The sequence below is a fragment of the Paenibacillus sp. 01T443 genome (assembly GCF_056398325.1).
In genome coordinates, this window is sequence record NZ_JBFTPE010000041.1 from 1 (window position 1) to 26,124 (window position 26,124).

The window sequence follows — 26,124 nt, forward strand, 5'->3', positions numbered from 1 at the left end:
GATACCCAGCGTTGTATCAGCTTTATCATATTTCCAGTCGCCTATGCAGCCATCTGAACGGTTGACTGACTATTATTTCGCGGTTGCCCTTTTCGGCTGACCGCTTTTAGTTTCGCGTTTTGGGCGATTCCAATAACCATGGCTGCTTCCGAAATATCTCTTTGGGCAAGCTCGATTAAAAGCGCGACATCGCCGAGCTCATAGGCCATTGCCAAAGCGCTTAAATGGCTTTTCATATCCTCTTCGTTTGGAGAATTCAAGACTTCGGATTCGAGTTCGCGTCTGACCGCGTGCAAAGCTTCCCTTGCTCGATGAAGCGCGGCTTTGATTGCTCCGGTTGATGTTTGGAGCAGCTCAGCTGTCTCCGCTGCAGTGTATTCGAAAACATCGCTCAGAAGGAAAACAGCAAGCTGGAGCGGCGATAAATGCTGAACTAGCCCGTACAAATACGCCTCATGATCCAAGCTGCTCGTATCCGATACAGCTTCCATTTGCATACCTTGCTGAAGGATCAGATGAAATTGATTTTTTCTGCGCAATTGGTCAATCCAAGTATTCTTGGCGATACGCAGCATTAGCGCTTCAGGATTCTTGTGCGTAATGTATATGGCCGCCCTCATGCTTTTGAGCCAAGTGTCCTGCACAAGATCCTCGGCATCCCATTTTGATTTCGTGAGAGACATGCAATAGCGGTATAAAACGGCATACAGCCGTTCGATTTGAATTTCTGACGGATGCACTTCGTTACTTGGCAACGCTTTGACTATATGCATCTTTCTGCCTCCTTAACGTTCTCCTGCCTATTCTAAGATTAAGGGTAATCTCCTACTATGTAAACGAATAAGACATCAAAAAGGATACGGTAATTTCTTTGCTGACCTTCGTATCTTTTGCAGACTGTTGTTCGTTTACCGAAGTGAAAGCCAAAAACATCACTCAGGAGGCAGATAAAAATGAGCAGCTATGTACCTTATGTCGTCGAACAATCAAGCCGAGGAGAAAGATCTTACGATATTTATTCAAGGCTGCTGCGGGATCGCATTGTATTTCTCGGCTCCGCAATTGACGATACCGTTGCAAACAGTATTATTGCACAGCTTTTGTTTCTGGCGGCCGAAGACCCAGAAAAAGAAATAGCGATGTACATCAACAGCCCAGGAGGTTCCACTTCAGCGGGCTTTGCAATTCTCGACACTATGCAATTCGTGAAACCTCCGGTGCATACAATCTGTACCGGTTTTGCCGCATCCTTTGCGGCGATCCTGCTGCTTGCGGGAGAAAAAGGCCATCGCACCGCTCTGCCAAACAGCGAAATCATGATTCATCAGCCGCACGGCGGCGTTCAGGGGCAAGCCAGCGATATTGCGATTAGTGCTTCCCGTATCTTGAAAATCCGAGCTAAATTGAACCAGATTAGCGCGGAAAGAACCGGCCAGCCTTTAGAAAAAATTGAAAAGGATATGGACCGGGATTATTATATGTCGTCGGAGGAGGCTTTGGAATACGGAATCATTGATAAGATCATCACTTCTATGTAGTGATTAAGCTCTTATGAATCCAAATGGCGGCTTGGCTCCCATCTCCCATTGCTATCGTTGCCATTTCGGAATGTCCAGTTACATCACCTGCAGCCCATACATGCTTAACATTGGTTTGTTTTGTACGCGGGTCCACGTGGATATGATTGTTATCCATGAGCTCAACGCCCAGCTGCCGGGCAAGACTTGAACGCACTTCATTGCCTCCGAAAGCGATAAAGCAATGAGAGCGATTGATCATCGATCCATCGTCTAATACGATGCCTTTGAATTGCTCTTCTTCAAGCATAACCTCGCGAACGGACTTCACGATACATTGGATTCCCTTTTCCTCCAATTGAACGCGGAGCGTGTCGTCAATTCTCGTCAGTTCATGATTCACATAGATGAGCTCCGATGTCCAATGGGTTAGTGTTAGCGCCATTCGTGCGCCTGAATTTCCTGAACCGAGCACAAGGGTAGGCTTACCTGACACCTCATAGCCATCGCAATCCGGGCAAACAAAAACACTAATCCCCATGCATGGAATAAGCATGGGGAAGCCCGGAATTCGATCCTTGACCCCTGTCGCGAGAAGAAGCCTTTTTCCTTGAAAGCACTGTTTATCGGATGTTGTTAATTTCCATACATCCCCGGAGCGTTCAGCTCCGACGACTTTTGTCTTTACGAACGCGGTGCCGAGCTGCTCTGCTAAGGATTTACCTGAAGCAAGCAACTCGGCACCGCTAATTCCATGAGGGAATCCGATTATATTATGATAATTCTTGCAGATGCTGGATCTTCCATCACCTGCATCAATAACGGCAACATGATGACGATATCGTCCTAATTGTATGGCGGCTTGCAAGCCTGCAATACCTCCGCCAACAATCACACAGTCATAAATCATCGGATTCCTCCTTGCCAATATGGCCCGCCGAATTCAGAGGGTATGATTTTATATTATCTATGATCGGGATTCCCATTATTCATGATTGATAACAATTGCTTACGCGGACATGCTTGTTTCATTTCTTAAACCTATTTTCCTCCGTTTAATCAGCTCTGGCAGTGCAATGCCAATTAACACAATAATGACGCCCATCCATTGCAAGGCACTTACATGCTCATTCAGTACAAAGGAAGAAAGAAGCACAGCGACTGGCAGCTCCGAAGCACCAAGAATACCGGCCATTCCTTCTCCGATATGCGGAACCCCTACAGCGAATAATACAGGCGGAATAAACGCGCCGAACATACCAAGCAAGAAGCCATACAGCATTAAATCTCCCCAAATTTGTCCATTAAACAAAAAGGTTGGCGGGAATAAGATAAATACGAGAACCAGGCCGCCCGTGATCATCCAAGCGCTCCGGTATGCAGGATGTACGGATGGGACAGCTTTTCCGCTAAACAAAATAAACAGCGAATAGCTTACGGCGGATAGGAGTCCTAAAACAACGCCCATCAAATTAAATTTCCCTGTCCCCTGTTCGATGATTCCAGCAGCAAGCATGGTCCCGCCAAAGAGAATCGCAATCGTAAAAAACATGATGCCGTTTGGACGTTTTCGCTGGCTTAACGATTGTATCAATACGCCGATCCAAGTAAATTGGAACAACAGAATGATGGCTAACGATGCAGGGATATAGCGCAAAGATTCATAATACAATAAGCCTGTAATCGCTGTTGGCGCTCCTGCGGCCATCAGCATCAGGCGCTGTTTCCAGGTAAGGCTTACCGATCCGGGATGAGGCTTCTTGTTCCCAGCAGCAGATGCTCCTTTACTGCGCTTCTCACGCCATTTCATCACAAAAGAAAGTCCCCAGGCCAGAACGAAGCCCGTTAGCAGTTGACTTCCGACAACCTCGCCCAAATCATAGCCGCTGCCATAGGCCAACACGACAATGGTAGACAAAATACCGTAGCTCGCTGCACCTAAAAATACTGAAAGTATATATTTCATTTTTATATAAACCCCTTTCTAATTCGCAATAAAAAGCTGCATAAACACAAAAAAATCCTAACGACGAATATAAGATCATTTTAAAAAATGATCGCATACTCGTAGTTAGGAAGTTAGGCTTCCCGTAGAAACCCTCACCCTATTTAAGCTTAAAAGCCGTGAGGTTATACGAATTATTTTGTTGTAAGCAGCTTCTTCAGCAACTTGAATGTTACATGACAAGTTAGGTACTGTCAATAGACTTTTAGCTGGAAAATGAAATGCGTCCTAATTAAGCATAAACTGCTTTAGTAACCTATGTCGTAGCAAGAATGGRTTATGATATGATAGGGAAACAGATTTTAGGCTACTGGATGGAGTGAAAATGAGGATGAGCACAACAATCTTAAATGGAACGGTTCGTTCCGTTTGCCCCTTTGATTGCCCGGATACCTGCGGACTCAGCGTCACTATAGCAGATGGTAAAATAACTAAAATTACGGGCGATGCCGCGCATCCGGTCACGCGCGGAGCGATTTGCAATAAGGTGAGACATTTGAATGAACGCGTATATCACCCGGAAAGACTTCTCTATCCCATGCGCCGTAAAGGTCCTAAGGGCACGCTTGATTTTGAGCGCATAACCTGGGAAGAAGCCTACGAGGAAATCACTACGCGTATGAAAAACATCATTTCAGAGCAAGGCGCGCAAGCGATTTTACCGTACAGCTTTTATGGAAATATGGGCGTTCTCAATGCGGAAGGCATGGATCGCCGTTTCTTTCACCGCCTTGGCGCAAGTCAGCTTGACCGCACAATTTGCAATGCAGCCGGTGCTGCCGGTTATGCCTATACAATGGGCGCCTCTATGGGCATTGATCCCGAAGATACCGTTCATACGAAACTGTTCCTCATATGGGGCTGCAACTTAGTTTCCACCAATATGCACCAAACGATGCTGGCCGCCGAGGCAAGAAAAAACGGAGCCGAAATCATCCATATTGATGTTCACCGCAACCGCACCTCGGCGTGGGCAGATCGGTTCATCCATCTGCGGCCTGGAACAGATGCGGCGCTTGCTCTCGGTATGATGCATGTGATCATTCGCGACGGACTCGCAGATCAGTCATTTTTAGAGCAGCATGCACTAGGCTTCGATGACCTTGCTGCGGAAGCAGCAAGGTATACGCCTGAGTATGTAGAAAACATTACAGGTGTGCCCGCTGCTGAGGTCGAGGAACTTGGCCGTTTATACGGGACGACTTCCCCTTCTTTTATCCGTATCGGTAATGGCCTGCAGCATCATGACAATGGCGGCATGACCGTTAGAACTATCGCATGCTTGCCAGCACTTACGGGCCAATGGGGGATTCGCGGCGGCGGCGCAATGAAAGGAAACGGATGGTATTCGAGGCTTAATGCTCGAAAAATCGAGCGTCCAGATCTCATGCCTGATCCTAATGTTCGCACGGTTAGCATGAACCAGCTTGGCGATGCCCTTCTCGCAACAGCAAAACCAGTAAAGATGCTGTTTGTTTATAACAGCAATCCAGCAGTCGTAGCGCCTGATCAAAATCGCGTTMGCGAGGGCCTCTTACGAAATGATCTTTTTACAGTCACCCATGATTTGTTTCTAACTGATACATGCAAGTATTCGGATATCGTGCTCCCGGCTACCTCGCATTTTGAAAACTTAGATCTTTATACCTCTTATTGGCATCTGTATTTGCAGCTACACGAACCGATCATGGAGACGATGGGTGAATGTAAATCTAACTTTACTTTATTTAAGGAGCTGGCACTGCGGTTAGGTTTTGAAAGTGAGATTTTTGATATATCCGAGGAACAAATGATTCGTGAAGCACTGGATAGCGAAAACAACCCTCTATTGAAAGGGATCACGTTCGAGGCGCTAAAGGTAAAATCGTGGATGAAAGCCGGCGGCAATGAGCTTCCAGCGTTCACGACCCTGATTCCCACCGCCTCCGGCAAAATTGAGCTCTATTCGGAGAAAATGCTGCAGCACGGCTTCTCCCCCGTTCCGGTCCATACGCCTTTGAAGGAACCGGAAAAGTATCCTTTTTTGCTCATGACTGGTCCGAATCATAGCTTTATTAATTCGACCTTTGCCAATCAAGAGCGCCTGCAAAAGCTGGAGAAAGAGCCGCTGCTTCATATGCAGCTCGACGATGCCGCGCTACTGGGCTTTCAGGACGGAGAGCGCGTAAAGGTTCGCAATGACCGCGGCGAAGTTGAAATAACGCTGCGCCTTAGCCGCGACGTACTGCCTGGCGTTTTGGTCACGCAAGGCTTATGGTGGGATGATCAGCGTAAGGGACACCAAGCGGTTAATGCGCTAACACCGCAGCGTCTCGCGGACATGGGCGGCGGCGCTACCTTTTTCTCTAATCGCGTGGAGGTACTGAAATTGGAATAGTGCTATAACTATGCGAAAACAACCCGGAATCCGCTTTTCTAGTGGATTTTGGGTTGTTTTTTCATTCACCACCTATTAATAGGCAATGCCTACCCGCTCCCGGATATGTAAACCTTTCAAATACGCTGTCACCGCAAATTCGGCTGTATCGGCAAAAGAAATGGCTGTGCCGCCGGTTGGCAATACATTCTCGCGCACACGGTATTCCCCTTTTTTCTCTTCTTGAACAAGTCTCGTCGGACATATGATTGTCCAGTCCAGCTCTGTTTCAAGAAGATGTTCATACACCCGTTCATGTTCTTGAGCCGCCTCGTGGTGAATCCGTTTATTTTCAATGGATTGATATCTTAATAAATGCGGCTCCAGCTCGCTTTGCAGGATACCTGCCGTACCGATTGTAACAAGTCTCCTGATTTGGTGCTGCTTCATCGCGGCGATAATGTTGTTCACTCCGCTTTCAAGAGTGCCGTTTCCCTCCGTGTTCAATGCACTTATCACGCCGGTTACCCCAGCCATAGCCTCGCTTACATCATGTTGAATACGTACATCACCCAAATAGCTCCCAGGTCGCATTTGCTCCTCCGAGCGAACAAATCGTTTGAATCCAACCTGTTTTTCTTCCAAGTAACGTTCGATAAATTGACCTGTCTTGCCCGTTGGTCCGATCAGCAGCAGTTTGATTTTAATCATTCCCCATTTTCTAGATGATAGCAAGAAGAGCCCTTACGCAAACGAAGGGCCCTTCCGATTAGGCGTCTTATTTGGCCTGTTCAAGCAGGAGGCTTTGATACAGAGAAGGATTTACGATTTTTCGTAAAAGATGCATCGGTCCATCCCCGTTTTCGAAATCGAAGACATGAAGTCGTTCGTAGCCTCTACGTTCATACATAGGCAGCAGCCACGGATGCTTCTCGGCAGTTGCAAGCGTGACGGCCGCAGCGCCAAGCTTCTCATTAATAATGCTATGCTCTACCCCTTGGATAAAGTAACGGTAGCCGCAATTTCGCCGTCAAGCTCCAACACATAACATTCATTGCTTACTATATTCTCTTGAATCAATGCCAAATCCGCATGGGCAGCTGGCCAATGCAGCTCGAGCTCTCTTATTGTCACGTAAGCTTCGTAAATGACATGAAGAAGTCTTTCTGCATCTTCTATATGGGCTAACCGATAAACCTCGCTCATCTCTTCCACCTCTGCACCGAATGAAGTTTAATAATACCGATTAAGTTAATAGGAATTATTGTAATTTCACTTTATCATCAAGGTCGCAGCGCGGCTAATAGAGATATTCTATACCCTCATAAAGAAGTTTAATCGATCCCTTTAAAATTACTGCAGCTCCGCCACGATATTGGCCGGGGATTGTCCGGTTAATGCATTCACCAGGTTTTGCGCTGCAAGCATTGCCATATCAAAACGCGTTGCCGTTGTCGCTGATCCGATATGCGGCAGTGTCAGTACATTATCCATTTTCAAGAAAGGATGGTCGGCAGGTATAGGCTCTTTATCGAAAACATCTAGTCCAGCCGCTGATATCGCTCCCGATTGAAGAGCTTCGACTAAGGCTTCTTCGTCAACGGTCTGGCCGCGCGATATATTTATGAAAATCGAGGATGGTTTCATGAGTTGAAATTGATCACGTCCGATAAACCTGGTCGTTTCCGCCGTTAAAGGCGCGAGCATCACAACAAAATCAGAATCTTTTAACAGCTCGTTTAGTTCCTGGTAACGCACGCCAAGGAGCGACTCCGCTTCAGGCTTTCGACTTCGATTGAAATAGGAAACTTCCATTTCGAACCCGAACCTTGCTCGCCGTGCAACGGCTTCTCCAATTCTCCCCATGCCAATAATGCCCAGCTTGGCATGATGCACATCTTGTCCAAACAAGCTGCTGCCAACGCCTGATTTCCATTTACCTTCCTTCACATAGCGGTCCAGCTCAGCCACTCGCCTTGCTGTACCTAATATAAGCGCAAAGGCTAGATCGGCCACGGTATTGTTCAAAACATGAGGAGTGTGCGTGCCGATTACACCCCGCTGCTTCATTGCATCCAGGTCAAAATGATTGTAGCCTACACTAATGCTGCTTACCGCTTTTAGGTGAGGGGCATGCGTTAACAGTTCAGCGTCTACTTTAGATCCTGCCGTTAGCAAGCCATTTGCGTTTGCAAGCTTTTCCAGCAGAAGTTCACGAGGAATCGGGGATGCCCCTTCCCATTTGTCGACTACGCAATGTTCGGCTATCCGTGCTTCCACCTCACTTGGAACGGTGCGATCAATAAATACAATTGGTTTCATGAACATTCTCCTCTCAGCCTTTGTCAGATCTAAGCATAGCACAATAGGAGAAATGCGGGGGACAGATTTTACCAATATTAAAGCAGCAAAAATACTTTTTGGCTTAAAAATTAAGCATGCATTGCGGCTTGCCGCTTTATTAAATCCTCCACAACAATACACGCCATCGCTTCCACGACAGGAATGATGCGAGGACATATACATGGATCATGCCTTCCGATGGTTTCGATCATTTTTTCTTGTCCATGAATATCGATCGTATGCTGCGGCAATGAGATGGACGAAGTTGGTTTCACGGCTATACGAAATACAATTTCTTCGCCTGTGCTTATACCGCCAATGATTCCTCCCGCATTGTTACTAAGAAAACCATCCATGTTCATTTCATCGTTATGTTCGCTTCCGAGCATCTCCGCCGCCGCAAAGCCTGCACCGAATTCGATTCCTTTAACTGCGCCGATCGATAGCATCGCCTTCGCAAGCTCCGCATCGAGCTTGTCAAATACAGGCTCGCCGATTCCGGGATGAACTCCTCTAATACGGCATTCTACAATTCCTCCACAGCTGTCTCCAATGGCAGCTAATTGCTCGATTTTCTCAATCATTCGAACAGCTGCTTCCGGATCGCAAGCCCGAACGGCATTTTGTTCAATCGCATCTTCGACAAACGTTTCGCATTTTATTCCGCCGATTTCCTTCGTATACGCTACAACACTTATCCCTTTGTTCTCAAGCAGCTTGCGCGCAACAGCTCCGCCAGCTACACGGCCTGCCGTTTCCCTGCCGGATGCGCGCCCGCTTCCGCGGTGATCACGAATGCCGTATTTTTGCAAATAAGTGTAATCGGCATGCCCTGGGCGAAAAGAATATTGAATATCGCTATAAGCATCGGGCCTCATATCTTTATTGTGCAGCATAATAAACAGCGGCGTTCCCGTTGTTTTCCCTTCGAACATACCGGAGAGAATGCTGATGACGTCATACTCCTTACGCGGTGAAGTAACCGAAGATTGACCAGGCTTGCGACGGTCCATCTGTGTTTGGATGTAACGTTCATCCAGCTCAACACCTGGGGTTACGCCATCCACAATAACACCTACCGCTTCACCGTGTGATTCACCGAAGGTGGTTATTTTAAAGCTTTCGCCGTACGTATTTCCTGCCATGACTCGTTCCTCCCGATTGAATGCTTTGACGCATTCGTTATATGTCCATTATAATTTTGATTATGAAATAAATGAAATTTAAATTTTTACACCTTGCCATAGAGAGAGGTTATACCATGTTATTGAATATGGATTGGTATCGCATATTTTTACATACGGCCAAGCTCGGCAATTTGACGAAAGCAGCTCAAGAACTTCATATCACGCAGCCCTCCGTCAGCTATGCCATAAAGCAATTGGAAGCCCAGCTTGAGGTTAAGCTATTTGACCGTCTCTCAAAAGGTGTTAAACTGACGCCTGAGGGAGCTGCCGTGCTCGAGTACGTAGAGAAATCGTTTACGATTCTGCAGCTCGGCGAAAGCAAATTACAAGCGCTCAAAAATCTGTCAGCGGGCGAGCTTCGAATCGGAGCAAGCGGTCCAATCATTAAGCATCTGCTCCTGCCGCTGCTTGACTCTTTCCATGCTGAGTATCCGGACGTGCGAATACGGCTATCGCAAGGGAAAACATCTGATATACGCGCGAGGCTGAAGGCTGATCAAATCGATATCGGATTAGTTCATTTACCGTTTATGGATCATGAACTGTCCGTACAGCATCTAACCGAGATACAGGACTGTTTTGTTGTTGGACCCGCCTATCGTCATTTGTCTGAGAATACGATATCTCCTGATCAATTAACCCAGATTCCTCTGCTGCTGCTCTCCGAAGGAAGCAGCACAAGATTGTTTGTCGAGCAATGGTTTTCAACGCAGGGAATCATGGCGGATGCGGACATGGAGCTTAGCAGCATGGATATGCTTGTTGAACTTGCTATGCGCGGCTATGGAGCGGCATTCGTGACGCAAGCCTTCATCCAGCAGGAGCTGCATGAAAAGAAATTATTTCAATTAATGCTGAATGAACAGATTCCGGCACGTTCCGTGGGCTATGCTACTCGGCGAGATACCACCCAATCCATCATTGCAAAGCGGTTTATTGAACTTCTCCAATCACAAGCTTAAACGGCTATCGCCGTCCTCCGTGGTAAAAGCTATCGTTTCGCGGAGATATATAAGCACATATATAAGTGAAAACTTATAAATTCTTATATATTGACAAAGAGCCTTTCTGTAACCAGAAAGGCTCTTTGCATGTCTTTGTATGTTTAGCTAGAAATGGAATTAGTATGCTCGCTCATATTGCCTTGGAGGTGTTGCCTCACCCTTTACTGCTTGTATAGCATGAAGCGCCCAATAGGGATCACTCAGCATTCCACGGGCCACAGCAACCAGATCGGCGTCTTCGCTTGCGATAGTCGCTTCCGCTAATTGAGGGTTTTCAAGCATCCCGACCGCGATAACGGGTACGTTCAATGCTTCCTTGATGGCACGTGCAAAGGGCACTTGGTATCCGGGATAGTTTCCTGGCTTTCTTTTTCCGCTTGGGCCTTCGCCGCCAGTGGAAACATGGAAAATATCGACTCCCGCTTCTTGGTATTGTTTGCTTAATGCGATGCTATGCTCCAGATCATACCCGTTATCCATATATTCAATCGCAGATAGTCTAAAGATTAGCGGCATGTCCGCAGGCATTTCACTCTTTACGGCTTGGATAACTTCGATTCCAAACTTCGCTAAATGTTGGCCATACTCATCCTCGCGCGTATTCATGCCAGGTGATTGGAATTGATGAACCAAATAGCCGTGAGCCCCATGAATTTCTATTGTATCTACACCCGCTTCTACAGCTCTTCTAGCTGCATCCTTGAATTGGTTTACAATCACTTTGATTTCTTCAACCGACAGCGGTTTTGGCGTTTTGTAGCTTGGGCCCGCTGAGATCGCGGATGGGCCGACCGGCTGCTCGGCATCTTCTGCTTTACGGCCAGCGTGAGCAATTTGAATGCCGATTTTAGCTCCGTACTCATGGACTTCTGAAATAATCCGCTTGTATGCCGGGATTTGCTCGTCCGACCATAATCCTAGATCTTGATCCGTAATCCTACCATCCGGATCAACATCCGTCATCTCCATGATAATGAGACCAGCACCGCCAACAGCACGCGATACATAATGAACATAATGCCAGTCGTTTGGCGTTCCGTCCTTAGCCGTTACCGAATATTGGCACATGGGTGCCATGACGATTCTGTTTTTCAATTCAAGGCTTTTGAGCGTGTATGGTGTACTTAAATGTTTAACGGTCATTTGGCACTCTCCCAATTTATTTCTATATTTGTTTTCCATAGCTCTATTGTAACCACAGTTAATGCAGAAAATAAAGTAGTGATCTTTTTATCACATAGTTTCCCTAAAGTTACTTTTGTATTACAATGGGATTTATCCGCTATAAATAGGCAGAGGTGATGAAATGAAAGAGCGAGAACCAATGGTTTTGGAACGAGGAATACCTGGTGTACCCTGTGTAATTGGAAAGGCGCTCGATATTATTGGCACAAAATGGACCTTTCTCATTGTTCGCGACTTGCTGATTGAGAAAACGCTGCGTTTCAGCGAATTATTAAAGGCAATGGACGGCATTAGCCCGAAGACTCTGTCGATCCGCCTCAAAGAGCTTGAGGATCAAGGGATTGTAAGCCGGACGGTATTTCCTGAGGTCCCTCCAAGAGTTGAATACACCATAACTGAAAAAGGAAAACAGCTTGAACCGATTTTCATTGAGCTTAAGCGATTTGGTCTTACCCTGTAGACCTATCTTCATGCGCTGAAATATAAACGCTTACTGTTATAGTCTCAGGAACCTATTACCATGAGCAACATCATTCGATAGGTTTCCAGTTGATATTATGAGCAAGTTCAACTATAATTTAGTATGCTTTTATTTGTTTACCGGAAAGGAAAGACTACGATGAGCGATATTAAACCCTATCGAATTTTATTGTATTATAAATTTGTAGCTGTACCCGATGCGGAGCAGTTTGCAGCCGAGCATCTTGCATATTGTAAGGAACTAAATGTGAAGGGGCGCATCCTAATTGCCGATGAGGGCATAAATGGGACACTCTCTGGCACGGTTGAGCAAACCGAGCAATATATGGAGCATTTGCGAGAAAACCCGCTATTTTCTGATATCGTCTTCAAAATCGATGAGGCCGATGAGCATGCCTTCAAAAAAATCTTTGTCCGTTATAAGAAAGAGCTCGTTACGCTGCGTTACGATAAGCCCTTAGATCCGAACACGCTAAGCGGAACTCGCCTCTCTCCAAAAGAGTTCCATGATTATCTGCTAAGAGAAGATGTCATTGTTCTTGATGGACGCAGTGATTATGAATACGATTTGGGTCATTTCCGCAACGCAATCCGGCCTGATCTCGAGACGTTCAAGGAATTTCCGGAGTGGCTTCGCGAGAATATGGCTGATTTCAAAGACAAGCCTATTCTTACCTATTGCACAGGCGGTATTCGCTGCGAGAAGCTTACGGGCGTAATGCTCAGCGAGGGCTTCAACGACGTTTATCAGCTGGATGGCGGAATTGTTACCTACGGTAAGGACGAAGAAGTACAAGGTAAGCTGTTCGATGGAAAATGTTATGTTTTCGATGAGCGGACATCCGTTGTCATTAACCAAACCGATGGAGCCGTTGTTGTTGGCAAATGCCATCACTGCAATGAACCGGCAGATACCTATATCAACTGCGCGGACGATTCCTGCCATCTGCAGCATATCGTTTGTACAGACTGCCAAGAGACCAAGCATGGTTACTGCTCCACCGCTTGCGAAGAGCATGTAGTAAGTGCAAAATAAGCGATACACAAATACAGAGGCCGGGCTTCAGGGATGAAGCTCGATCTCTTTTTTATTTTTCCTTTATCTGCGAATCCTATCCAAGCAGCAAAAAACCTAGATTAATTCAATGGAACATGGATAACCTAAGCATGCCTTAGTGAACTAGGCAATTCAGCTAATGGAGGTTATACGATGGCTAAACACAAGAACCAATCGATTCCGAGCAAAAATGAGGCTTTTGTTGCTAACTCGAAGGAAGCAGAAAACAATTTAGCGGCTTCAACGAACGAGAACCGCAATCAAAAAGGTCATATTCCAAACAGTCCTTCAACGGGCTAGCACGAAGCAGGTTGGCATCATAAAAAGAGCTGTCCGTGAATTATCTCACGGACAGCTCTTTTTCATATAAAATTATAAAAGATTATTTTTGAATAATCGATTCCCATCTATGTTTGTATTCAATAAGCCTTGGATGCAATCTAGCCGGCTCCTCGGTAAGCAATAATCTGATTTTCACAATCCATTCTTCAAAGGATGAATAGGATGCGAACAGATTAGCCATCTCACCTGTTAAAAGCAAAAACAACGGTTTAGGATAGGTTTCTGTTAAATGCCTTAACGCGGAATCGATCGGCGTATATTTTTTGCGTTTGATTTCAAGCCGTTCAACGATCACGTTCTCTTCTCCGCGGTCTCGCTTCCATTCATGAAGGCGATCTTCTCTTTTGTAGAAGGGGCTTACCTCCTCCTTGGACATGCGCTTCATGCTCTGCTCATGCAAGGGATACAGCACCAGCTTGCGAAAGGAACGCTCCTTCCTAATATAAGCGGCTAAATCAAGCTCCCGTTCCGTTGTATGCTCGAACGAATCATAATAAACGATCGTACCTTTAAGCTCATCCACTGGCGGCTCATAGCCGAACGGCATCTTTTGAACGGTCTCACTCATCAATGGCACCCTCCTATACATCGTTATCTTCAGCTGCTTAGGAGTTGAAAATAACATATTTGAAGCGAAAATGCCATGTTAGAGCTTTCTATAGTCGCTTTTCATTATACTTTTCACTAAGCTGGACCATTTTGAATTGGCTGGGCAGTATTTTCGGGCAACCTTTTCTATGGTAGTCAGCCCTTTGCCGACGTAATGTTTGGAAAGCAGCTGCCCGAACCTCCTCACACTGTCTCCTTTCGTTTTGAAGCTGAATGCCTTGTTGTACTTATCCCCGTCTATCGCATTCAAACCAAACAAATTATTTTTGCTTTTGGCTAATCGGCTTTTGCCGTTCCCGCTCTCAAGCTTCATGACGGCGATTGTAAAATAAGCATTAATGCCGTAATCCTGCTCGATTTCGAGGATAGCTTGTTCCAAATCATGCCCGGATAACGCTGTGCCTTCGAATATTTTGGCGATGTGCGCTTCTGTCAGACCGGAATCGGATTTCACTTTAGATGTCGGAGCGCTAAGCTCTTCCTCTATGATCTCTTCGATCTTCTCCTCTATAACTTCGGATTGCTGCGCGATATCAGCGCGGCGATCATTAATTTCAATTGTTGGTTGTCGATTGCTCGTATCCGAGATGGATAATACCGAAACTTCATTCTTTACTTTTTTTGCATATCCGCCGTGGACGTACCCGCCGCCCAGCACTTCGAGCCAGCCGTTTTCGGTTTTTGAAGCAATTTCTAAGCGCGTTCCCTGTTTGACCACTTTTATGATAGCCGCTTTTGCGCTTGGTGCTTTACGTACGTTTAAGTAATAAGCGGAAACCTCATATGTATTCAAGGGTATTTCTTTAATGGCTGGTGCTTCTTCAAGGGGGACTTCGGATTCAGGAAGGATGGTTGAAGGCTGTTCGACCTTAGTCGCCGCAGCTTCGGCAAGCGTAGGAATCGGTGAGGGAGTCGCCGTTATGGCTGGAGATGAAACAGGCTCTTGTACTTGCGTCGTAACGATAATCCCGGTAGAAGCTTGTTCTTCCGACTTTTGTGAAGCGGTGTCTTTATGAACTTGCGGGTCGTTATTTAAAGGTTGGACGTTCATGCCTAATGTAATGACTAAAGATAAAACAAGCAGGTAAACAAATAAATGCTGATTCAACTTTTTTCGCATGATTATACCTCTCCCTTAAGTTAATGAAGTATACCTGTTACGATATAAGTTAGATAACGAGAATAAGCAGGTATCGGGTTAAAGTGGACGGTCTGTGATGAGTATATGTCGCTGTTTCCATCAAAAGACGAGTTTTTATCCTTCTTTTCTTCCAAAACGCAATTATGAGAAAAAATTTAAAAACGCTTTAATGCTCAAAAACTCGTTTTAGAGTATAAAAAAAAGCATAAAAAAGCTCTTATTCCCTAGAGAATAAGAGCCTTAATAAGCTATTTTTAGTCGATTTCAGACTTATTTTTTAAAGCCTGTCTTATGGGCCTCGATGATGCGGTCCATTTGTTCATTCCATGCTTCATCTTCGGTACAACGTTCAGGATGAGCTTCAAACCAGGCAACCGTACGCTTGATTCCTTCCGCAAACGATAAAGCAGCGTCAAAGTCAGGAACTAAGCTTTTAATTTTGCTGTTATCGAACACGCTTGTCACGGACTTGTCTCCAAGCAAGCCGCCTTCAAGCTCTGGATCATGGGAGATTAGAAAAGGCGTGGAAATATGTACAAGCTTCGGCTCTGCGCCTGCAGCCGCACCGATCGCTTCATAAATTTGATTCCAGGTTAACACCTCATCGGAGGTAATATGGTACGCCTGTCCAATCGCCTCCTCTTTGCCTAACAAGCCGACGAAGCCTTTGGCAAAATCGGTATTATGCGTCATGGTCCACAATGATGAGCCGTCACCATGCACGATGACAGGACGACCGGCACGAATTCTCGCGATAAGCGACCATGGGTGCTGCCAGCTATTCAAAGCTGCAGGAATCATCGTATCACCATAAGTAAAGGATGGCCTGACGATGGTGACTGGAAATCCCGTAGCCGCATGTTCATCAAGCAGCAGCTGCTCGCAAGCAATTTTATCGCGGGAATACTGCCAATATTTATTTTCGAGCGGTGTCGCATCCTCCGTAATGATATAATGCTTGGGCGGCTTCTGGTAAGCCGAAGCGGAGCTTATAAAAATATATTGCTTCGTTTTTCCGCGGAATAACTCGATGTCAACGCTGACATGCTCAGGCGTAAAAGCGATCCAATCGACCACCACGTCAAATTGTTCGTTTTCGAGCGCTGCCGCAGCATCCAGTGGATTTCGGATATCCCCTTTAATGACATGTGCGCCCTCAGGAACGAATCCTTCCCGGTTGCCTCTATTAAACAGATACAGCTCAATCCCTCGTGAAATGGCAAGCTTAGACACTGCTTCACTGATTAAACCTGTTCCTCCAATAAACAATACCTTCATCGTTAATCGCTCCCTTTGTCATTCAGAATGGAAGATAGCAATCGCCCATTAATAGTATCATATGCACAAATATTTTTATATTTCAAAATGCTATAATGCCTGAATCAACATTATTGCGATGGGTTGTTGCACCCGTTTCCCTAATAAATACAAACGGTTGTTTATTACGGACCGCTTGGTGAATCTCGAACGCCATGTTTTGCAAAAAAACAAACAAAATCATAACTTTACGGCATCGCCATATGAGGGGCAAACTCTCTAAGATAAAGCTACAAGGCCAATTAATCTTTTTACGTCTGCATTGATGGAGGGGATCTATGCATTTGCAAAAAAAAGTAGTCTTTATTACGGATTCGGACAGCGCCAGCGGCCGTGCGATATTACGCCGATTGGCGGCAAGCGGTGCCCAATTTATTCTAAATAGTTACTCGGGCGGCACTGACCTCGCTGATGAGTTAATGCTTGTCCAGGAAGCGGGCTCTCAAGCGATCGTCGTCAATATCGACCTTTGCAAAAGTGCCGAGGTTTCAGATATGCTGCAATTCGCTGCTCTGCAATTAGGCACGGTAGACGTACTCATACACAATAATAAGGCGGTTTTTAATTGCACGATTGAAGCTGGCGAGGAAGAATTATTCGCCCAAAGCCTAGCCGTGAATGCTAAATCCGCATTTATTTGCACGCAAGCTGCCGGAAAGCAAATGAAAGAGAAGCAGTCCGGAAAAATCATCTACGTCTCTTCTATTCATGCCGAGAAACCGACGGGCTCCGCCTTCACCTACAGCATTGCGAAAGGCGCGGTAAAAATGCTGTCCAAAGAAGCTTCGCTCGAATTAGGACGGTACGGAATAAGTGTTAACACCATAGAGCTAGGCCCGATCGAGGGTGATGACCAGCTTTTCGAAAGTACGATCTCAACGCTGTATCATGACTACGAATATAAGGTTCCCAATGCAGCATTAGGCGTAAATGAAGACCTGGCTGAGCTTGTTCTATTCCTCTCGTCAGACGAGTCGAAATATATCAACGGCTCTGATATAAGACTCGATGGCGGTTTTCTGCTTCACTATATGAACTTTAAAATGAAACGACCATAACCGCCGGTTTGGAGGTGTAGCATGAGTATTGCAGGCAAAATCGCTATAGTTACCGGTGCCGGAACGGGAATCGGCAAAGGGGTGGCCATCGAGCTTGCTAGGCGCGGCGTATCGGTTGCCATTCACTATAACCAAAGCGATGCCGGCGCGCTGCACACGAAGCAATGCATTGATGAGCAAGGCGGAAGTGCTTTCCTTGTACAAGCCAATGTCGCACATAAACAGGAAATCGAGCGAATGGTCAAAAGCGTTGCAGAGCACTTCGGCGGCATTGATATTTTAGTCAATAATGCTGCGCTTCAGTTGAATTATGGATTTTTTGAACATGATGAAGCATCGTTCGATCGACTAATGAACATTAACTTAAAGGGCTATTGGCAATGTATTCAGGCAGTCATCCCCTACATGAAGCTGAAGCAGTCCGGACGAATAATTAATATGTCCTCCGTTCATAGCAAACGTCCTACCGATTTCGACGTCGTCTATTCCATGACGAAAGGCGGCATACGCATGCTTGGCCGGGAAAGCGCCATCGAGCTTGCTCAATACGGGATTACCGTCAATACGATTGAGCCCGGCGCTGTGGATGTCGGGAAGCAAAGCGCCAGAGAATCCAAGCCGATTATGTCCGCTGAGGATGTGGAGAAACACAAAAAAACAGCTCGGTCCATCCGAGATAAATTTCCGCTTGGCCGTGTCGGAAGACCGCTGGACGTTGCGCAGCTTGTTTGCTTCATCGCTTCGGATGAAAGTGAATTCATGACCGGGGCAGCGATCAGGCTTGATGGCGGCAGCATGCTGCTTTAGAGCCCTTCGTTGTCATCGTTCCACCCAATCTATTAAAACTAAGGAGTGACCTTTCGTGTCCAATAACCAGTCCTATGAAGAAACACTTGCCCATGTCAGCACCTTCTCAAGCCCTGCTTCGCTGCGCATTACCGATATACGCTTTACCGATATTGTCGGCGGGCCATTTCACAGCAGCTTGATTAAAGTGTATACCAATCAAGGCTTAGTGGRCTTCGGCGAGGTGCGTGATGGAGCCGATAAAGTGTATGCGCAAATCCTAAAAGGACGTTTGTTAGGCGAAAATCCTTGCAACATCGATAAAATCTTCCGCCGCATCAAACAATTTGGCGGCCATGCCCGTCAAGGCGGCGGTGTCAGCGGTCTCGAAATCGCAATGTGGGATTTGGCAGGCAAGGCTTACGGAATTCCCGTTTATCAGATGCTCGGCGGGAAATTCCGCGAGAAAATCCGGATGTATTGCGATACGGAGGTTGTGGGTAAGGATACGGGGACGGCAATGGGATTAGCGCTGAAGAAACGTATGGAGCAAGGCTTCTCCTTCTTGAAAATGGATTTAGGCATCGGTCAAATTATTAATGAGCCAGGCACGTTAAGCGCGCCGGTCGGCTTTATCGATGAAATGCGCAATGCTTCAAAAAAACGCTACAGCAACAATCACGATACGCTGACGGAAGATGAAATTCGCGACATTCGCAACCAGCATTACGATATTCACAACATCCCCCATCCTTTCACTGCGATTCATGTAACAGAAAAAGGACTGGATATGCTTGAGCAGTATGTAGCTGACGTACGTGCGGTTATCGGCTACGAAGTCCCGCTTGCGGTTGACCATTTTGGCCATATCGGACTCGAGGATTGCATTAAGCTGGGACGCCGCGTCGATAAGTTCAATTTGGCTTGGATGGAGGATATGCTTCCTTGGCAATACACCGATCAATACGCTAAGCTTGCCCGCGCCGTTGCCACTCCAATTTGCACCGGCGAGGATATCTATTTGAAGGAAAACTTCCGTCCGCTTCTGCAATCCGGAGGCGTATCCGTTATTCATCCTGACGTTCTAACGACCGGCGGAATATTGGAAACGAAGAAAATTGGCGATATGGCGCAGGAATATGGCGTAGCCATGGCCATCCATATGGCGGAAAGCCCGATTGCATGCCTCGCTGCAGCCCATGTCGCTGCCGCAACCGAGAACTTCCTTGCGCTAGAATATCATTCCTGCGAGGTGCCTTGGTGGGATGATATCATTATCAGCAGCAAGCTTCCGAAGAAACTCGTTCAGAATGGCTTTATTCATATGAGCGACGCGCCAGGGCTTGGCATCGATGATTTGAACGATGAGGTGCTTGCTCAACATCTGCATCCGAAAATTCCAGGACTGTGGGAGTCCACCGACAACTGGAACCACTACCACTCCAACGACCGGCTGTGGAGCTAGCTATCTCACCCTTCAGCTTGTGTAATTTATGGATTAGACTAAATGGTTAAAAATACGTACGGCAGCCTTGGACGCGATAATTAGTCCTTGACTGCCGTTTTTTCAAAACTAACGTTCTTCCGTATCTCGTTAGATTTTCTTATTTTTTTTGAGGATGAGGTAAGCTTGCGGGATACCTAGCCAAAAACCGGATACCGGCATTAGAATCACACCGATCACGCAGATGGCTAGGAAACACCAACCGACTGAACTAGGCAGCTCAAGCCCCTTCGTCTTAACCACCCACCCGATAACTAATGCCAAGAAAACCATGAAAAGACCGCTGAATAGAAACCAGATCGCCGCTGCTCTTGGATAATCTTGCCCCACCGCATTAAAAATGCCTGCGTTCAAAATCTCTTTTAATGGATTCCAGAATACAATAAACCCCACTATAATATGTAAATAACCAGTCAATCCAAGCAATAATCCGCTTTGTCTTTTTAGCCCTGTGATCATATAACACTCCTCCATAAACGTATTAGAGCTTGCTTAGTCACTAATCTTTACTTTGCGTATTTCTTGCCCTTGCCCGGATGTAGCCGTTTTTTCCGTTTTTTCCGTTTTTTCCGTTTTTTCCGTTTTTTCCGTTTTTTCCGTTTCTTCAATTACTTCGACTGCACTTTCGATAATAGCCTGAGCGCCGAGTAAAGCCTCTTTGCACGAAGCAAGCAAATGCTGGCGTGCCCCATGTTTTTTCATCTGTTCATCGAACCGCGACATCGTATCACTTATCTTGAACAGCCTTTCGGCAAACTTATTGATATCGCTCAACGCTGCCTCCCCCTTTGCTTTTCTTACTTATTGCTCGCAAAACGAACAGAAAGCTTTCCATCGGAAAATTTAGCCCCTTCAACCGTAGACCCCATCAAAGCTCTCGGTAAAATAACCTTGCGTTTATAAGAACCCACATGCAGTGTTAATTCTTCTCCCTTCTGCGTCAGGTCAATCGCCTGCTTATCTACAAAAGGAATATCCACAAAAAGTTGATAACCGTCGTCGACTTTGCGTATTTCTTCTGTTCGGCCTTCATACATGATTTGCATCGGATCGTTTTCTTCAAATAAAAGCTCACCGACTCGGTCCAACATCTCTAATCCACAAACTTCAGATGTCATTAGCGGTACACGCAAAATCGGCAGCGGACTAAAATTTTCAGTTATTTCTTCTTCGTAGCGGCGGTGTAGCTGATGCCACTGCGCCCAAAACCCTTCTGATGCTTCTTCTGGCAAAATCCGATTTACAATAATCGCATCCGTATGGAAGCCGAATAAATTTAAGTAGGTAAAAGAACGTTTTGCCTCCGAGATTACCATTTTCTCAGGATTTAACACAATCCTCACGGATGTCATGGCCGGATTAAGCAACAGGCTCTGCATCTCGCTCATGTCATTTACTAATGAAGCGATGCTATCCATTACGTCTTCACTTGGAAGCTCATAACCGGAGAACACCTTCGCAACAGGCCTTAATACTTTGACTAACCGACGCTCATGCGGGAAAATTTTCTCCATCCACCATTCAAGTACATTCGGATAACTAAGCAGCCGCAGCGTTTCGCCAGTTGGCGCGCAATCAACAATGATTGCGTCAAATTGATCGCTCTCGGCATGTCGTTTAATTTGCAATAAGCTAAACAGCTCTTCCATACCTGGAAAAACAATCATTTCATCTGTCGTAATATCCTTTAGATTGGCTTTATCCATAAGCTTAGCCAGCCAGGCCTGCACCACTCCCCAATTACGTTCACATTCACGCAAGCTGTTTACTTCCTGCCCCCACAAAAACTCCGATATTTGAACAGGATCCGGACCTAGCGCTACCCCAAAGGCATCTGCCAAACTATGCGCAGCATCTGTACTCAATATGAGTGTGCGTTTGCCCTGTTTAGCCATCTTCACGGCTGTAGCCGCTGCTATACTCGTCTTACCGACGCCGCCTTTTCCTGTATAAATGATAATTCTCATTTCACACGCCCTCTCATTTAGTACGATTTCGTATTAATTAAACAAAAAAAAGCTTAGTCATCGATACGTATACGTTTGACGCTGCTTTCTTTAACATCTTTCCCCTGTATTTCGTTATGTTTAAATGCTTTCATAATCTTAAACACAAGCGATAAAAACTGCTCCATCTCCTCAGGCGTTAACGCTTGCTCCACCCGGTGAATATTCACGTCCATGATTTTACGCGCTTCCGCGGCTACTATCTTTCCTTCTTCTGTCATGCGGACTAAAGTAATACGTTGATCCTTCATGGAACTGAAACGCTCGATATAGCCTTTTTTCTCCAAACGCTTGGCGATACTGGTCATCGAACTAAGCGGCGCCCCCAGCTCAGCGGACAGCTCCGACATCGCTAGTTCACTGCGAAACGATAAGATAAGCAGCGTAGTCAGTTCAGAGCGATTCAAATTTCGTTCAAGCGTGGCCGTTTCAGAGATAAAAGAAAATGGACGTAATCCTGTTTTGAGAAGGATGTCGTACAGCTGCTGCATAAAAAAGCTCCTTTTAGTACGAAAGTGAAGTATTATGGTTTTATATTATTACGATATCGTATTAAAGTCAATGGACTCTCTGAGTAAAAAAAAGCATCTTCTATTCCACTTAAAGCGTGGATAGAAGATGCTCTTCACTGCTGAGCTGCTGCTTATACGCTAATACTCTCCACAGCACCTGCTGCTGCTTTTGCGGCGCTTGCCGCTTCCATCAGGCCGCGTATATAACCGATGCCGTATAATCGGCCGAGCAGCTCATAACCAGGATTGGTGTTATCCTCGCCTTCCATGGTTGGCACATGATCCGGTCTAGCCGGACCGTTAAATCCAACCTCGTAATAGGTATGCATGGCCTCCAGCATATTCGTTTTGCCATCATCATGGAAGGTTTCTTCGAACTTTTCCGGCGTTCCTTTTACATCCCGGAAATGAACGAAGAACAATTTGTCTTGCTTGGCAAACTGGCGGATCACGCTTGGAATATCATCCCCTGCCGTAGCTAAAGTGCCTTGGCATAACGTAATTCCATTATAATCGCTAGGAACCAAATCAATCGCCCGCTGGAGTGCAGCGCTGCTGGTTAATATTCGAGATACACCTCGGATCGGCGTGATCGGAGGATCATCGGGGTGAAGCGCGAGCTTCACCTTCGCTTGCTCCGCTACGGGTACGATACGCTCCATAAAATAATGGAGGTTTTCCCATAGCTGCTCCTCGCTCACAAGGCCTGCATCCGTCAAAGGCGCATCCTTCATTAAACTATGATCATAGCTGGAAACTAAAGCTCCGCCGCGTGTACGCGTCGTTGTCGATGTCCGAAACCAATTAAACTGCGCCATAAAGTTGTAACAGAGAACAGGTATGCCTGCTGCTCCCATATTGGTTATGAATTGCTGGAATACTTCAATCTCCGCGTCGCGTCCGGCTGTTCCGAGCTTGATCTCGTTGCTTGGCGGCATCGATTCAATGACGGTAAGCGCAAGGCCGGAATCGGCATATCTCTGTTTCATTCGTATCAAAGGCATGAGATCCCATGATTTTTCCAGTTTTTCCTCCCAAGGCAAACCTCCAACCGCATGGTCTACGCCAAGCTGCTTTGCCAATTGCCATAGACGGTTAGGCTGTGATGAGAAAAATTCTGCTAATTGCATGCTTCAAGCACCTCTTTCATTATTATTGGCCGCCTGCTTTGGCTGCCAGTTCTTTGCCCATCTTATCAATCTTATTGAAAGCATCCTCAATGGATTGTTGCCCGAACGTAACGGCTTCCATTTCCTTCTTATACGTATCCACCCATTCCGAGAATCCTGCAGCCGGCGGATAGAAAGGCAATGCCTTGTCAAGCGAGAGATCATAGATTTCCTTGCCAAGCTTATCCTTCGCTTCAAGCGTAGGCTCAAGCTCCTTGTAAACATCCGGATTAATCGGAATACCGCGCGTTAAGCCAAGCGCTTGACCGGCTTCTTTATCCGAAATGAACCACTTGACGAATTTTTTCGCTTCGTCCTTGTTTTTGGAATTCGCGCTCACGCTTAAGAAAATCGTGGATTGCGCCCAGCCGCCGCCGGATGGACCGACTGGCAGATTCACCACGCCAACTTTACCAGGCATAAGCTGCTCTAAAGCGCTGACGGAGCCCGTTGTCGCTCCGCGGGTCATAACGACGCCGGATGCCATCGGATCGGCCTGCGGATCGTTTTCGAGGAATGCGGCTGCTTTCTCCGCTGGCGGAACGATTTTGGCTTTGCGGAATTCCTCGTACGTTTGGTAGAAGGTCATAAATAAATCCTTGTCGAGTGTGAACGTTTTGCCGCCATCGGACATAACCGCCGGTTTGCCCATCGAAGTTTGGTAGTAGTTGAAGCTATCCCATGTCGTCGTATCCCCGATTGGATATTTCCCTTCCGGAAGCTTCGCTCTCGCATCTCTCGCCCACTGGAAAAACTCATCGTAGGTCCAATCCTTGTGCGGGAGAGCAATGCCGTATTGCTCAAGCTCGGCTTTATTGAATGCGATCCCTTGCGCATTTTGGCTAAGCGGAATGCCGTAAAGTTTACCGTCGATTTGTAAATTCGAGATTACGTTCGGATCGACAATGCCGCTAAGATCAATATCGGAGAGATCCTCCAGCTGACCGCGCGACACGTATTCTTGGATGTAAGCGGCATCCATCTGCAAGACATCCGTAATGGACTTGGATGCAGCAAGCGTTGGAAGCTTTTGCCAGAAAGCATCCCATGCCATGAATTCCGGTTTAAACGTTACGTTTGCATTTTGTTTCGAATAAATATCCAGTGCTTTTTTCGTTGCCTCATGACGCGCATCGGGCCCCCACCACATAATGCTTAATGTAGTCGCCCCGCCGGCATCCCCTTTATTATCCGGTGCATCCGTTTCCTTCGTACCTTCGTTCGTCTGCTTGCCGTTATTGTTGCCGCCTCCGCCTCCGCCGCTGCAAGCTGATAATACCATGATCAGAACCAGCATCAGTAACCCCAAGCTCTTTGACCAACCTTTGATCATTCCCATACATCCCCTTTATCTGGTTAAAATGAGTTGCCGTTAACCTTTTAAGCCGGTCGTCGCGATTCCTTCGACAAAATGCTTCTGGGCAAGGAAAAAGATGATTACCGAAGGAAAGATCGATACCAGGGACATCGCAAGGAGTTGTCCCCATTGGATGTCAAATTGATCGATGAACATCCGCAGCGCCAAGCCGACGGTAAACTTATCGACCGAGCTTAAGTACAGTACTTGAGCGAAGAAATCATCCCAGCTCCAAATGAATGTGAAGATGGCCACCGTAACTAGCGCAGGCTTCAGCAAAGGCAGTATTACGCGCCAAAATATGCCATACACGCTTGCGCCGTCAATCGTTGCAGCCTCATCGAGATCCTTCGGAATGCCGCGGATGAATTGCACGAGCAAGAAGATAAAGAACGCGCCTCCCCCGAAAAAATGCGGGAGCACCAGAGGAACGTAACTATCCACGAACCCAAGCTTATTGAACAAAATGTACTGGGGAACGACCGTTACTTGTCCCGGCAGCATCATGGTAAGCAGAAGAATCGAGAACCAGAAGCCGCGAAGCTTAAAGTTCAATCTTCCGAAGCCATAAGCGACAATCGCTGCCGTAGCAACCCCTCCAAGCACATTTCCAAGCTCCATGAGCAGCGTATTGCCAAAGAAATGAGCAAAAGTATATTCGGCTGAAAAATGCCAGCCATCCCAGTAGTTGCTCCACATCGGAGTCGACGGCCAAAGCGTCGGCAGGCTAAGCTCTTCCGTTTTCTTAAGCGAGGCCCCTGCCCACCAAATAACGGGATACAGCATCAGAAAGGAGAAAAGGGTTAAATATAAATGGCTCGACAGCTTAGAGCGCAGCGAATTCATTTCGTTTTCCCCCCATCCGATTCGTAAAAGACCCAATATTTCGATGCCATGAAGTTAATGATCGTAAGGAGTGCGACAATCGTAAGCAATACCCATGCCAGTGCCGAAGCGTACCCCATCTGGTAATGCTTGAATGCCTTCTCGTAAAGAAACATAGCATACATATAAGTAGAGTTGATCGGTCCGCCCTTTGTGATGATGAAAGCGGATGTGAACGTCTGGAAGGAACCGATGATGCCGAGCACGAGGTTGAAAAACATGACCGGCGACAGCATTGGCAGCGTGATGCTGATGAATTTTCTCACCTTGCCCGCCCCGTCAACGGATGCCGATTCATACAGCT

General features: G+C 46.5%; 27 protein-coding genes, 1 pseudogene and 1 riboswitch. Of the genes and pseudogenes, 9 read left to right on the forward strand and 19 right to left on the reverse strand.

Annotated features, from left to right (window positions below):
- Positions 1-41: 41 nt before the first annotated feature.
- Positions 42-773, reverse strand: a complete 732-nt coding sequence (locus AC1DLI_RS33125) for an RNA polymerase sigma factor (protein ID WP_477609783.1) — start codon at positions 771-773, stop codon at positions 42-44.
- Positions 774-953: 180 nt separating this feature from the next.
- Here AC1DLI_RS33125 and clpP point away from each other — a divergent pair, with 180 nt between their 5' ends.
- Positions 954-1,538 carry an ATP-dependent Clp endopeptidase proteolytic subunit ClpP gene (clpP, locus tag AC1DLI_RS33130; RefSeq protein ID WP_477609785.1) on the forward strand — a complete coding sequence of 195 codons (585 nt, stop codon included), beginning with the start codon at positions 954-956 and terminating at the stop codon, positions 1,536-1,538.
- On the opposite strand, the gene AC1DLI_RS33135 is transcribed toward clpP, so the two are convergent.
- Together AC1DLI_RS33135 and AC1DLI_RS33140 are read right to left on the reverse strand one after the other, a co-directional pair.
- Positions 1,531-2,427 carry an NAD(P)/FAD-dependent oxidoreductase gene (locus tag AC1DLI_RS33135; protein ID WP_477609787.1) on the reverse strand — a complete coding sequence of 299 codons (897 nt, stop codon included), beginning with the start codon at positions 2,425-2,427 and terminating at the stop codon, positions 1,531-1,533. The genes clpP and AC1DLI_RS33135 overlap by 8 nt on opposite strands.
- A gap of 99 nt (positions 2,428-2,526) precedes the next feature.
- A complete protein-coding gene (locus tag AC1DLI_RS33140) occupies positions 2,527-3,483 on the reverse strand; it encodes an EamA family transporter (RefSeq protein WP_477609789.1) in 957 nt (318 codons plus the stop codon).
- An 82-nt stretch (positions 3,484-3,565) separates the two neighbouring features.
- A riboswitch (purine riboswitch) is annotated at positions 3,566-3,675 on the reverse strand.
- Between the two features lie 178 nt (positions 3,676-3,853).
- On the opposite strand from AC1DLI_RS33140, the gene AC1DLI_RS33145 reads away from it, so the two are divergent.
- Positions 3,854-5,899 carry a molybdopterin-containing oxidoreductase family protein gene (locus AC1DLI_RS33145; RefSeq protein ID WP_477609791.1) on the forward strand — a complete coding sequence of 682 codons (2,046 nt, stop codon included), beginning with the start codon at positions 3,854-3,856 and terminating at the stop codon, positions 5,897-5,899.
- A gap of 75 nt (positions 5,900-5,974) precedes the next feature.
- Here the strand turns inward: AC1DLI_RS33145 and AC1DLI_RS33150 are convergent, their stop codons facing one another.
- The 4 genes and pseudogenes from AC1DLI_RS33150 to aroC all read right to left on the reverse strand — a co-directional run bounded on the left by AC1DLI_RS33150 (position 5,975) and on the right by aroC (position 9,366).
- Positions 5,975-6,589 carry an NAD(P)-dependent oxidoreductase gene (locus AC1DLI_RS33150; protein WP_477609793.1) on the reverse strand — a complete coding sequence of 205 codons (615 nt, stop codon included), beginning with the start codon at positions 6,587-6,589 and terminating at the stop codon, positions 5,975-5,977.
- A 67-nt stretch (positions 6,590-6,656) separates the two neighbouring features.
- Positions 6,657-7,084 (reverse strand): annotated as a pseudogene (locus AC1DLI_RS33155) (GNAT family N-acetyltransferase).
- 147 nt (positions 7,085-7,231) lie between these two features.
- The gene (locus AC1DLI_RS33160) at positions 7,232-8,200 is read right to left on the reverse strand and encodes a 2-hydroxyacid dehydrogenase (RefSeq protein ID WP_477609795.1); all 969 of its coding nucleotides are present in this window, start codon (positions 8,198-8,200) and stop codon (positions 7,232-7,234) included.
- A gap of 110 nt (positions 8,201-8,310) precedes the next feature.
- The gene (aroC, locus tag AC1DLI_RS33165) at positions 8,311-9,366 is read right to left on the reverse strand and encodes a chorismate synthase (protein ID WP_477609797.1); all 1,056 of its coding nucleotides are present in this window, start codon (positions 9,364-9,366) and stop codon (positions 8,311-8,313) included.
- Between the two features lie 116 nt (positions 9,367-9,482).
- On the opposite strand from aroC, the gene AC1DLI_RS33170 reads away from it, so the two are divergent.
- On the forward strand, positions 9,483-10,370 hold the full coding sequence (locus AC1DLI_RS33170) for a LysR family transcriptional regulator (protein WP_477609799.1): 888 nt from the start codon (positions 9,483-9,485) through the stop codon (positions 10,368-10,370).
- 159 nt (positions 10,371-10,529) lie between these two features.
- On the opposite strand, the gene AC1DLI_RS33175 is transcribed toward AC1DLI_RS33170, so the two are convergent.
- The gene (locus tag AC1DLI_RS33175; protein WP_477609801.1) at positions 10,530-11,555 is read right to left on the reverse strand and encodes an NADH:flavin oxidoreductase/NADH oxidase; all 1,026 of its coding nucleotides are present in this window, start codon (positions 11,553-11,555) and stop codon (positions 10,530-10,532) included.
- 163 nt (positions 11,556-11,718) lie between these two features.
- Here AC1DLI_RS33175 and AC1DLI_RS33180 point away from each other — a divergent pair, with 163 nt between their 5' ends.
- From AC1DLI_RS33180 to AC1DLI_RS33190, 3 genes are all read left to right on the forward strand, one after another.
- Positions 11,719-12,057 (forward strand): winged helix-turn-helix transcriptional regulator, encoded by a 339-nt coding sequence (locus AC1DLI_RS33180; protein WP_477609803.1) that lies wholly within the window; start codon positions 11,719-11,721, stop codon positions 12,055-12,057.
- Positions 12,058-12,216: 159 nt separating this feature from the next.
- On the forward strand, positions 12,217-13,113 hold the full coding sequence (gene trhO / locus AC1DLI_RS33185) for an oxygen-dependent tRNA uridine(34) hydroxylase TrhO (protein ID WP_477609805.1): 897 nt from the start codon (positions 12,217-12,219) through the stop codon (positions 13,111-13,113).
- 174 nt (positions 13,114-13,287) lie between these two features.
- On the forward strand, positions 13,288-13,434 hold the full coding sequence (locus tag AC1DLI_RS33190) for a hypothetical protein (protein WP_477609806.1): 147 nt from the start codon (positions 13,288-13,290) through the stop codon (positions 13,432-13,434).
- Positions 13,435-13,516: 82 nt separating this feature from the next.
- Here AC1DLI_RS33190 and AC1DLI_RS33195 read toward each other — a convergent pair whose 3' ends face one another.
- The 3 genes from AC1DLI_RS33195 to AC1DLI_RS33205 all read right to left on the reverse strand — a co-directional run bounded on the left by AC1DLI_RS33195 (position 13,517) and on the right by AC1DLI_RS33205 (position 16,504).
- Complete coding sequence (locus AC1DLI_RS33195) at positions 13,517-14,044, reverse strand: hypothetical protein (protein ID WP_477609808.1); 528 nt, start codon at positions 14,042-14,044, stop codon at positions 13,517-13,519.
- Positions 14,045-14,122: 78 nt separating this feature from the next.
- Positions 14,123-15,205 carry an SH3 domain-containing protein gene (locus AC1DLI_RS33200; RefSeq protein WP_477609810.1) on the reverse strand — a complete coding sequence of 361 codons (1,083 nt, stop codon included), beginning with the start codon at positions 15,203-15,205 and terminating at the stop codon, positions 14,123-14,125.
- A 291-nt stretch (positions 15,206-15,496) separates the two neighbouring features.
- On the reverse strand, positions 15,497-16,504 hold the full coding sequence (locus AC1DLI_RS33205) for an SDR family oxidoreductase (protein ID WP_477609812.1): 1,008 nt from the start codon (positions 16,502-16,504) through the stop codon (positions 15,497-15,499).
- Between the two features lie 317 nt (positions 16,505-16,821).
- Between AC1DLI_RS33205 and AC1DLI_RS33210 the strand changes: the two genes are divergently transcribed.
- The 3 genes from AC1DLI_RS33210 to AC1DLI_RS33220 are packed head-to-tail and all read left to right on the forward strand — an operon-like array spanning position 16,822 to position 19,852.
- Positions 16,822-17,601 (forward strand): SDR family NAD(P)-dependent oxidoreductase, encoded by a 780-nt coding sequence (locus tag AC1DLI_RS33210; protein ID WP_477609814.1) that lies wholly within the window; start codon positions 16,822-16,824, stop codon positions 17,599-17,601.
- 21 nt (positions 17,602-17,622) lie between these two features.
- The gene (locus AC1DLI_RS33215) at positions 17,623-18,408 is read left to right on the forward strand and encodes an SDR family NAD(P)-dependent oxidoreductase (protein ID WP_477609816.1); all 786 of its coding nucleotides are present in this window, start codon (positions 17,623-17,625) and stop codon (positions 18,406-18,408) included.
- Between the two features lie 55 nt (positions 18,409-18,463).
- Entirely contained in the window at positions 18,464-19,852 is a 1,389-nt protein-coding gene (locus AC1DLI_RS33220; protein ID WP_477609818.1) for a mandelate racemase/muconate lactonizing enzyme family protein, read from the forward strand.
- 129 nt (positions 19,853-19,981) lie between these two features.
- Here AC1DLI_RS33220 and AC1DLI_RS33225 read toward each other — a convergent pair whose 3' ends face one another.
- The 8 genes from AC1DLI_RS33225 to AC1DLI_RS33260 all read right to left on the reverse strand — a co-directional run.
- Positions 19,982-20,350, reverse strand: coding sequence for a DUF6463 family protein (locus tag AC1DLI_RS33225; RefSeq protein ID WP_477609820.1), 369 nt, complete (start codon positions 20,348-20,350; stop codon positions 19,982-19,984).
- 33 nt (positions 20,351-20,383) lie between these two features.
- A complete protein-coding gene (locus AC1DLI_RS33230; protein WP_477609822.1) occupies positions 20,384-20,665 on the reverse strand; it encodes a hypothetical protein in 282 nt (93 codons plus the stop codon).
- A 23-nt stretch (positions 20,666-20,688) separates the two neighbouring features.
- Complete coding sequence (locus tag AC1DLI_RS33235; protein ID WP_477609824.1) at positions 20,689-21,858, reverse strand: ArsA family ATPase; 1,170 nt, start codon at positions 21,856-21,858, stop codon at positions 20,689-20,691.
- A gap of 53 nt (positions 21,859-21,911) precedes the next feature.
- Positions 21,912-22,388: a MarR family winged helix-turn-helix transcriptional regulator gene (locus tag AC1DLI_RS33240; protein ID WP_477609826.1), complete on the reverse strand. Its 477-nt coding sequence runs from the start codon at positions 22,386-22,388 to the stop codon at positions 21,912-21,914.
- 152 nt (positions 22,389-22,540) lie between these two features.
- On the reverse strand, positions 22,541-23,539 hold the full coding sequence (locus AC1DLI_RS33245; RefSeq protein ID WP_477609828.1) for a mannonate dehydratase: 999 nt from the start codon (positions 23,537-23,539) through the stop codon (positions 22,541-22,543).
- A gap of 22 nt (positions 23,540-23,561) precedes the next feature.
- Positions 23,562-24,911, reverse strand: coding sequence for an ABC transporter substrate-binding protein (locus AC1DLI_RS33250; RefSeq protein ID WP_477609830.1), 1,350 nt, complete (start codon positions 24,909-24,911; stop codon positions 23,562-23,564).
- A gap of 39 nt (positions 24,912-24,950) precedes the next feature.
- Positions 24,951-25,781 carry a carbohydrate ABC transporter permease gene (locus tag AC1DLI_RS33255; protein ID WP_308994830.1) on the reverse strand — a complete coding sequence of 277 codons (831 nt, stop codon included), beginning with the start codon at positions 25,779-25,781 and terminating at the stop codon, positions 24,951-24,953.
- Positions 25,778-26,124, reverse strand: a 347-nt coding sequence (locus AC1DLI_RS33260) for a carbohydrate ABC transporter permease (RefSeq protein ID WP_477609833.1), incomplete at its 5' end; no start/stop codon positions are given. The genes AC1DLI_RS33260 and AC1DLI_RS33255, both read right to left, overlap by 4 nt.

Coding starts and splice junctions, on each gene's coding strand:
- AC1DLI_RS33125 (WP_477609783.1), bottom strand. CDS start 773: ATGCATATAGTCAAAGCGTTGCCAAGTAACGAAGTGCATCCGTCAGAA.
- clpP (WP_477609785.1), top strand. CDS start 954: ATGAGCAGCTATGTACCTTATGTCGTCGAACAATCAAGCCGAGGAGAA.
- AC1DLI_RS33135 (WP_477609787.1), bottom strand. CDS start 2,427: ATGATTTATGACTGTGTGATTGTTGGCGGAGGTATTGCAGGCTTGCAA.
- AC1DLI_RS33140 (WP_477609789.1), bottom strand. CDS start 3,483: ATGAAATATATACTTTCAGTATTTTTAGGTGCAGCGAGCTACGGTATT.
- AC1DLI_RS33150 (WP_477609793.1), bottom strand. CDS start 6,589: ATGATTAAAATCAAACTGCTGCTGATCGGACCAACGGGCAAGACAGGT.
- AC1DLI_RS33160 (WP_477609795.1), bottom strand. CDS start 8,200: ATGAAACCAATTGTATTTATTGATCGCACCGTTCCAAGTGAGGTGGAA.
- aroC (WP_477609797.1), bottom strand. CDS start 9,366: ATGGCAGGAAATACGTACGGCGAAAGCTTTAAAATAACCACCTTCGGT.
- AC1DLI_RS33170 (WP_477609799.1), top strand. CDS start 9,483: ATGTTATTGAATATGGATTGGTATCGCATATTTTTACATACGGCCAAG.
- AC1DLI_RS33175 (WP_477609801.1), bottom strand. CDS start 11,555: ATGACCGTTAAACATTTAAGTACACCATACACGCTCAAAAGCCTTGAA.
- AC1DLI_RS33180 (WP_477609803.1), top strand. CDS start 11,719: ATGAAAGAGCGAGAACCAATGGTTTTGGAACGAGGAATACCTGGTGTA.
- trhO (WP_477609805.1), top strand. CDS start 12,217: ATGAGCGATATTAAACCCTATCGAATTTTATTGTATTATAAATTTGTA.
- AC1DLI_RS33190 (WP_477609806.1), top strand. CDS start 13,288: ATGGCTAAACACAAGAACCAATCGATTCCGAGCAAAAATGAGGCTTTT.
- AC1DLI_RS33195 (WP_477609808.1), bottom strand. CDS start 14,044: ATGAGTGAGACCGTTCAAAAGATGCCGTTCGGCTATGAGCCGCCAGTG.
- AC1DLI_RS33200 (WP_477609810.1), bottom strand. CDS start 15,205: ATGCGAAAAAAGTTGAATCAGCATTTATTTGTTTACCTGCTTGTTTTA.
- AC1DLI_RS33205 (WP_477609812.1), bottom strand. CDS start 16,504: ATGAAGGTATTGTTTATTGGAGGAACAGGTTTAATCAGTGAAGCAGTG.
- AC1DLI_RS33210 (WP_477609814.1), top strand. CDS start 16,822: ATGCATTTGCAAAAAAAAGTAGTCTTTATTACGGATTCGGACAGCGCC.
- AC1DLI_RS33215 (WP_477609816.1), top strand. CDS start 17,623: ATGAGTATTGCAGGCAAAATCGCTATAGTTACCGGTGCCGGAACGGGA.
- AC1DLI_RS33225 (WP_477609820.1), bottom strand. CDS start 20,350: ATGATCACAGGGCTAAAAAGACAAAGCGGATTATTGCTTGGATTGACT.
- AC1DLI_RS33235 (WP_477609824.1), bottom strand. CDS start 21,858: ATGAGAATTATCATTTATACAGGAAAAGGCGGCGTCGGTAAGACGAGT.
- AC1DLI_RS33240 (WP_477609826.1), bottom strand. CDS start 22,388: ATGCAGCAGCTGTACGACATCCTTCTCAAAACAGGATTACGTCCATTT.
- AC1DLI_RS33245 (WP_477609828.1), bottom strand. CDS start 23,539: ATGCAATTAGCAGAATTTTTCTCATCACAGCCTAACCGTCTATGGCAA.
- AC1DLI_RS33250 (WP_477609830.1), bottom strand. CDS start 24,911: ATGATCAAAGGTTGGTCAAAGAGCTTGGGGTTACTGATGCTGGTTCTG.
- AC1DLI_RS33255 (WP_308994830.1), bottom strand. CDS start 25,781: ATGAATTCGCTGCGCTCTAAGCTGTCGAGCCATTTATATTTAACCCTT.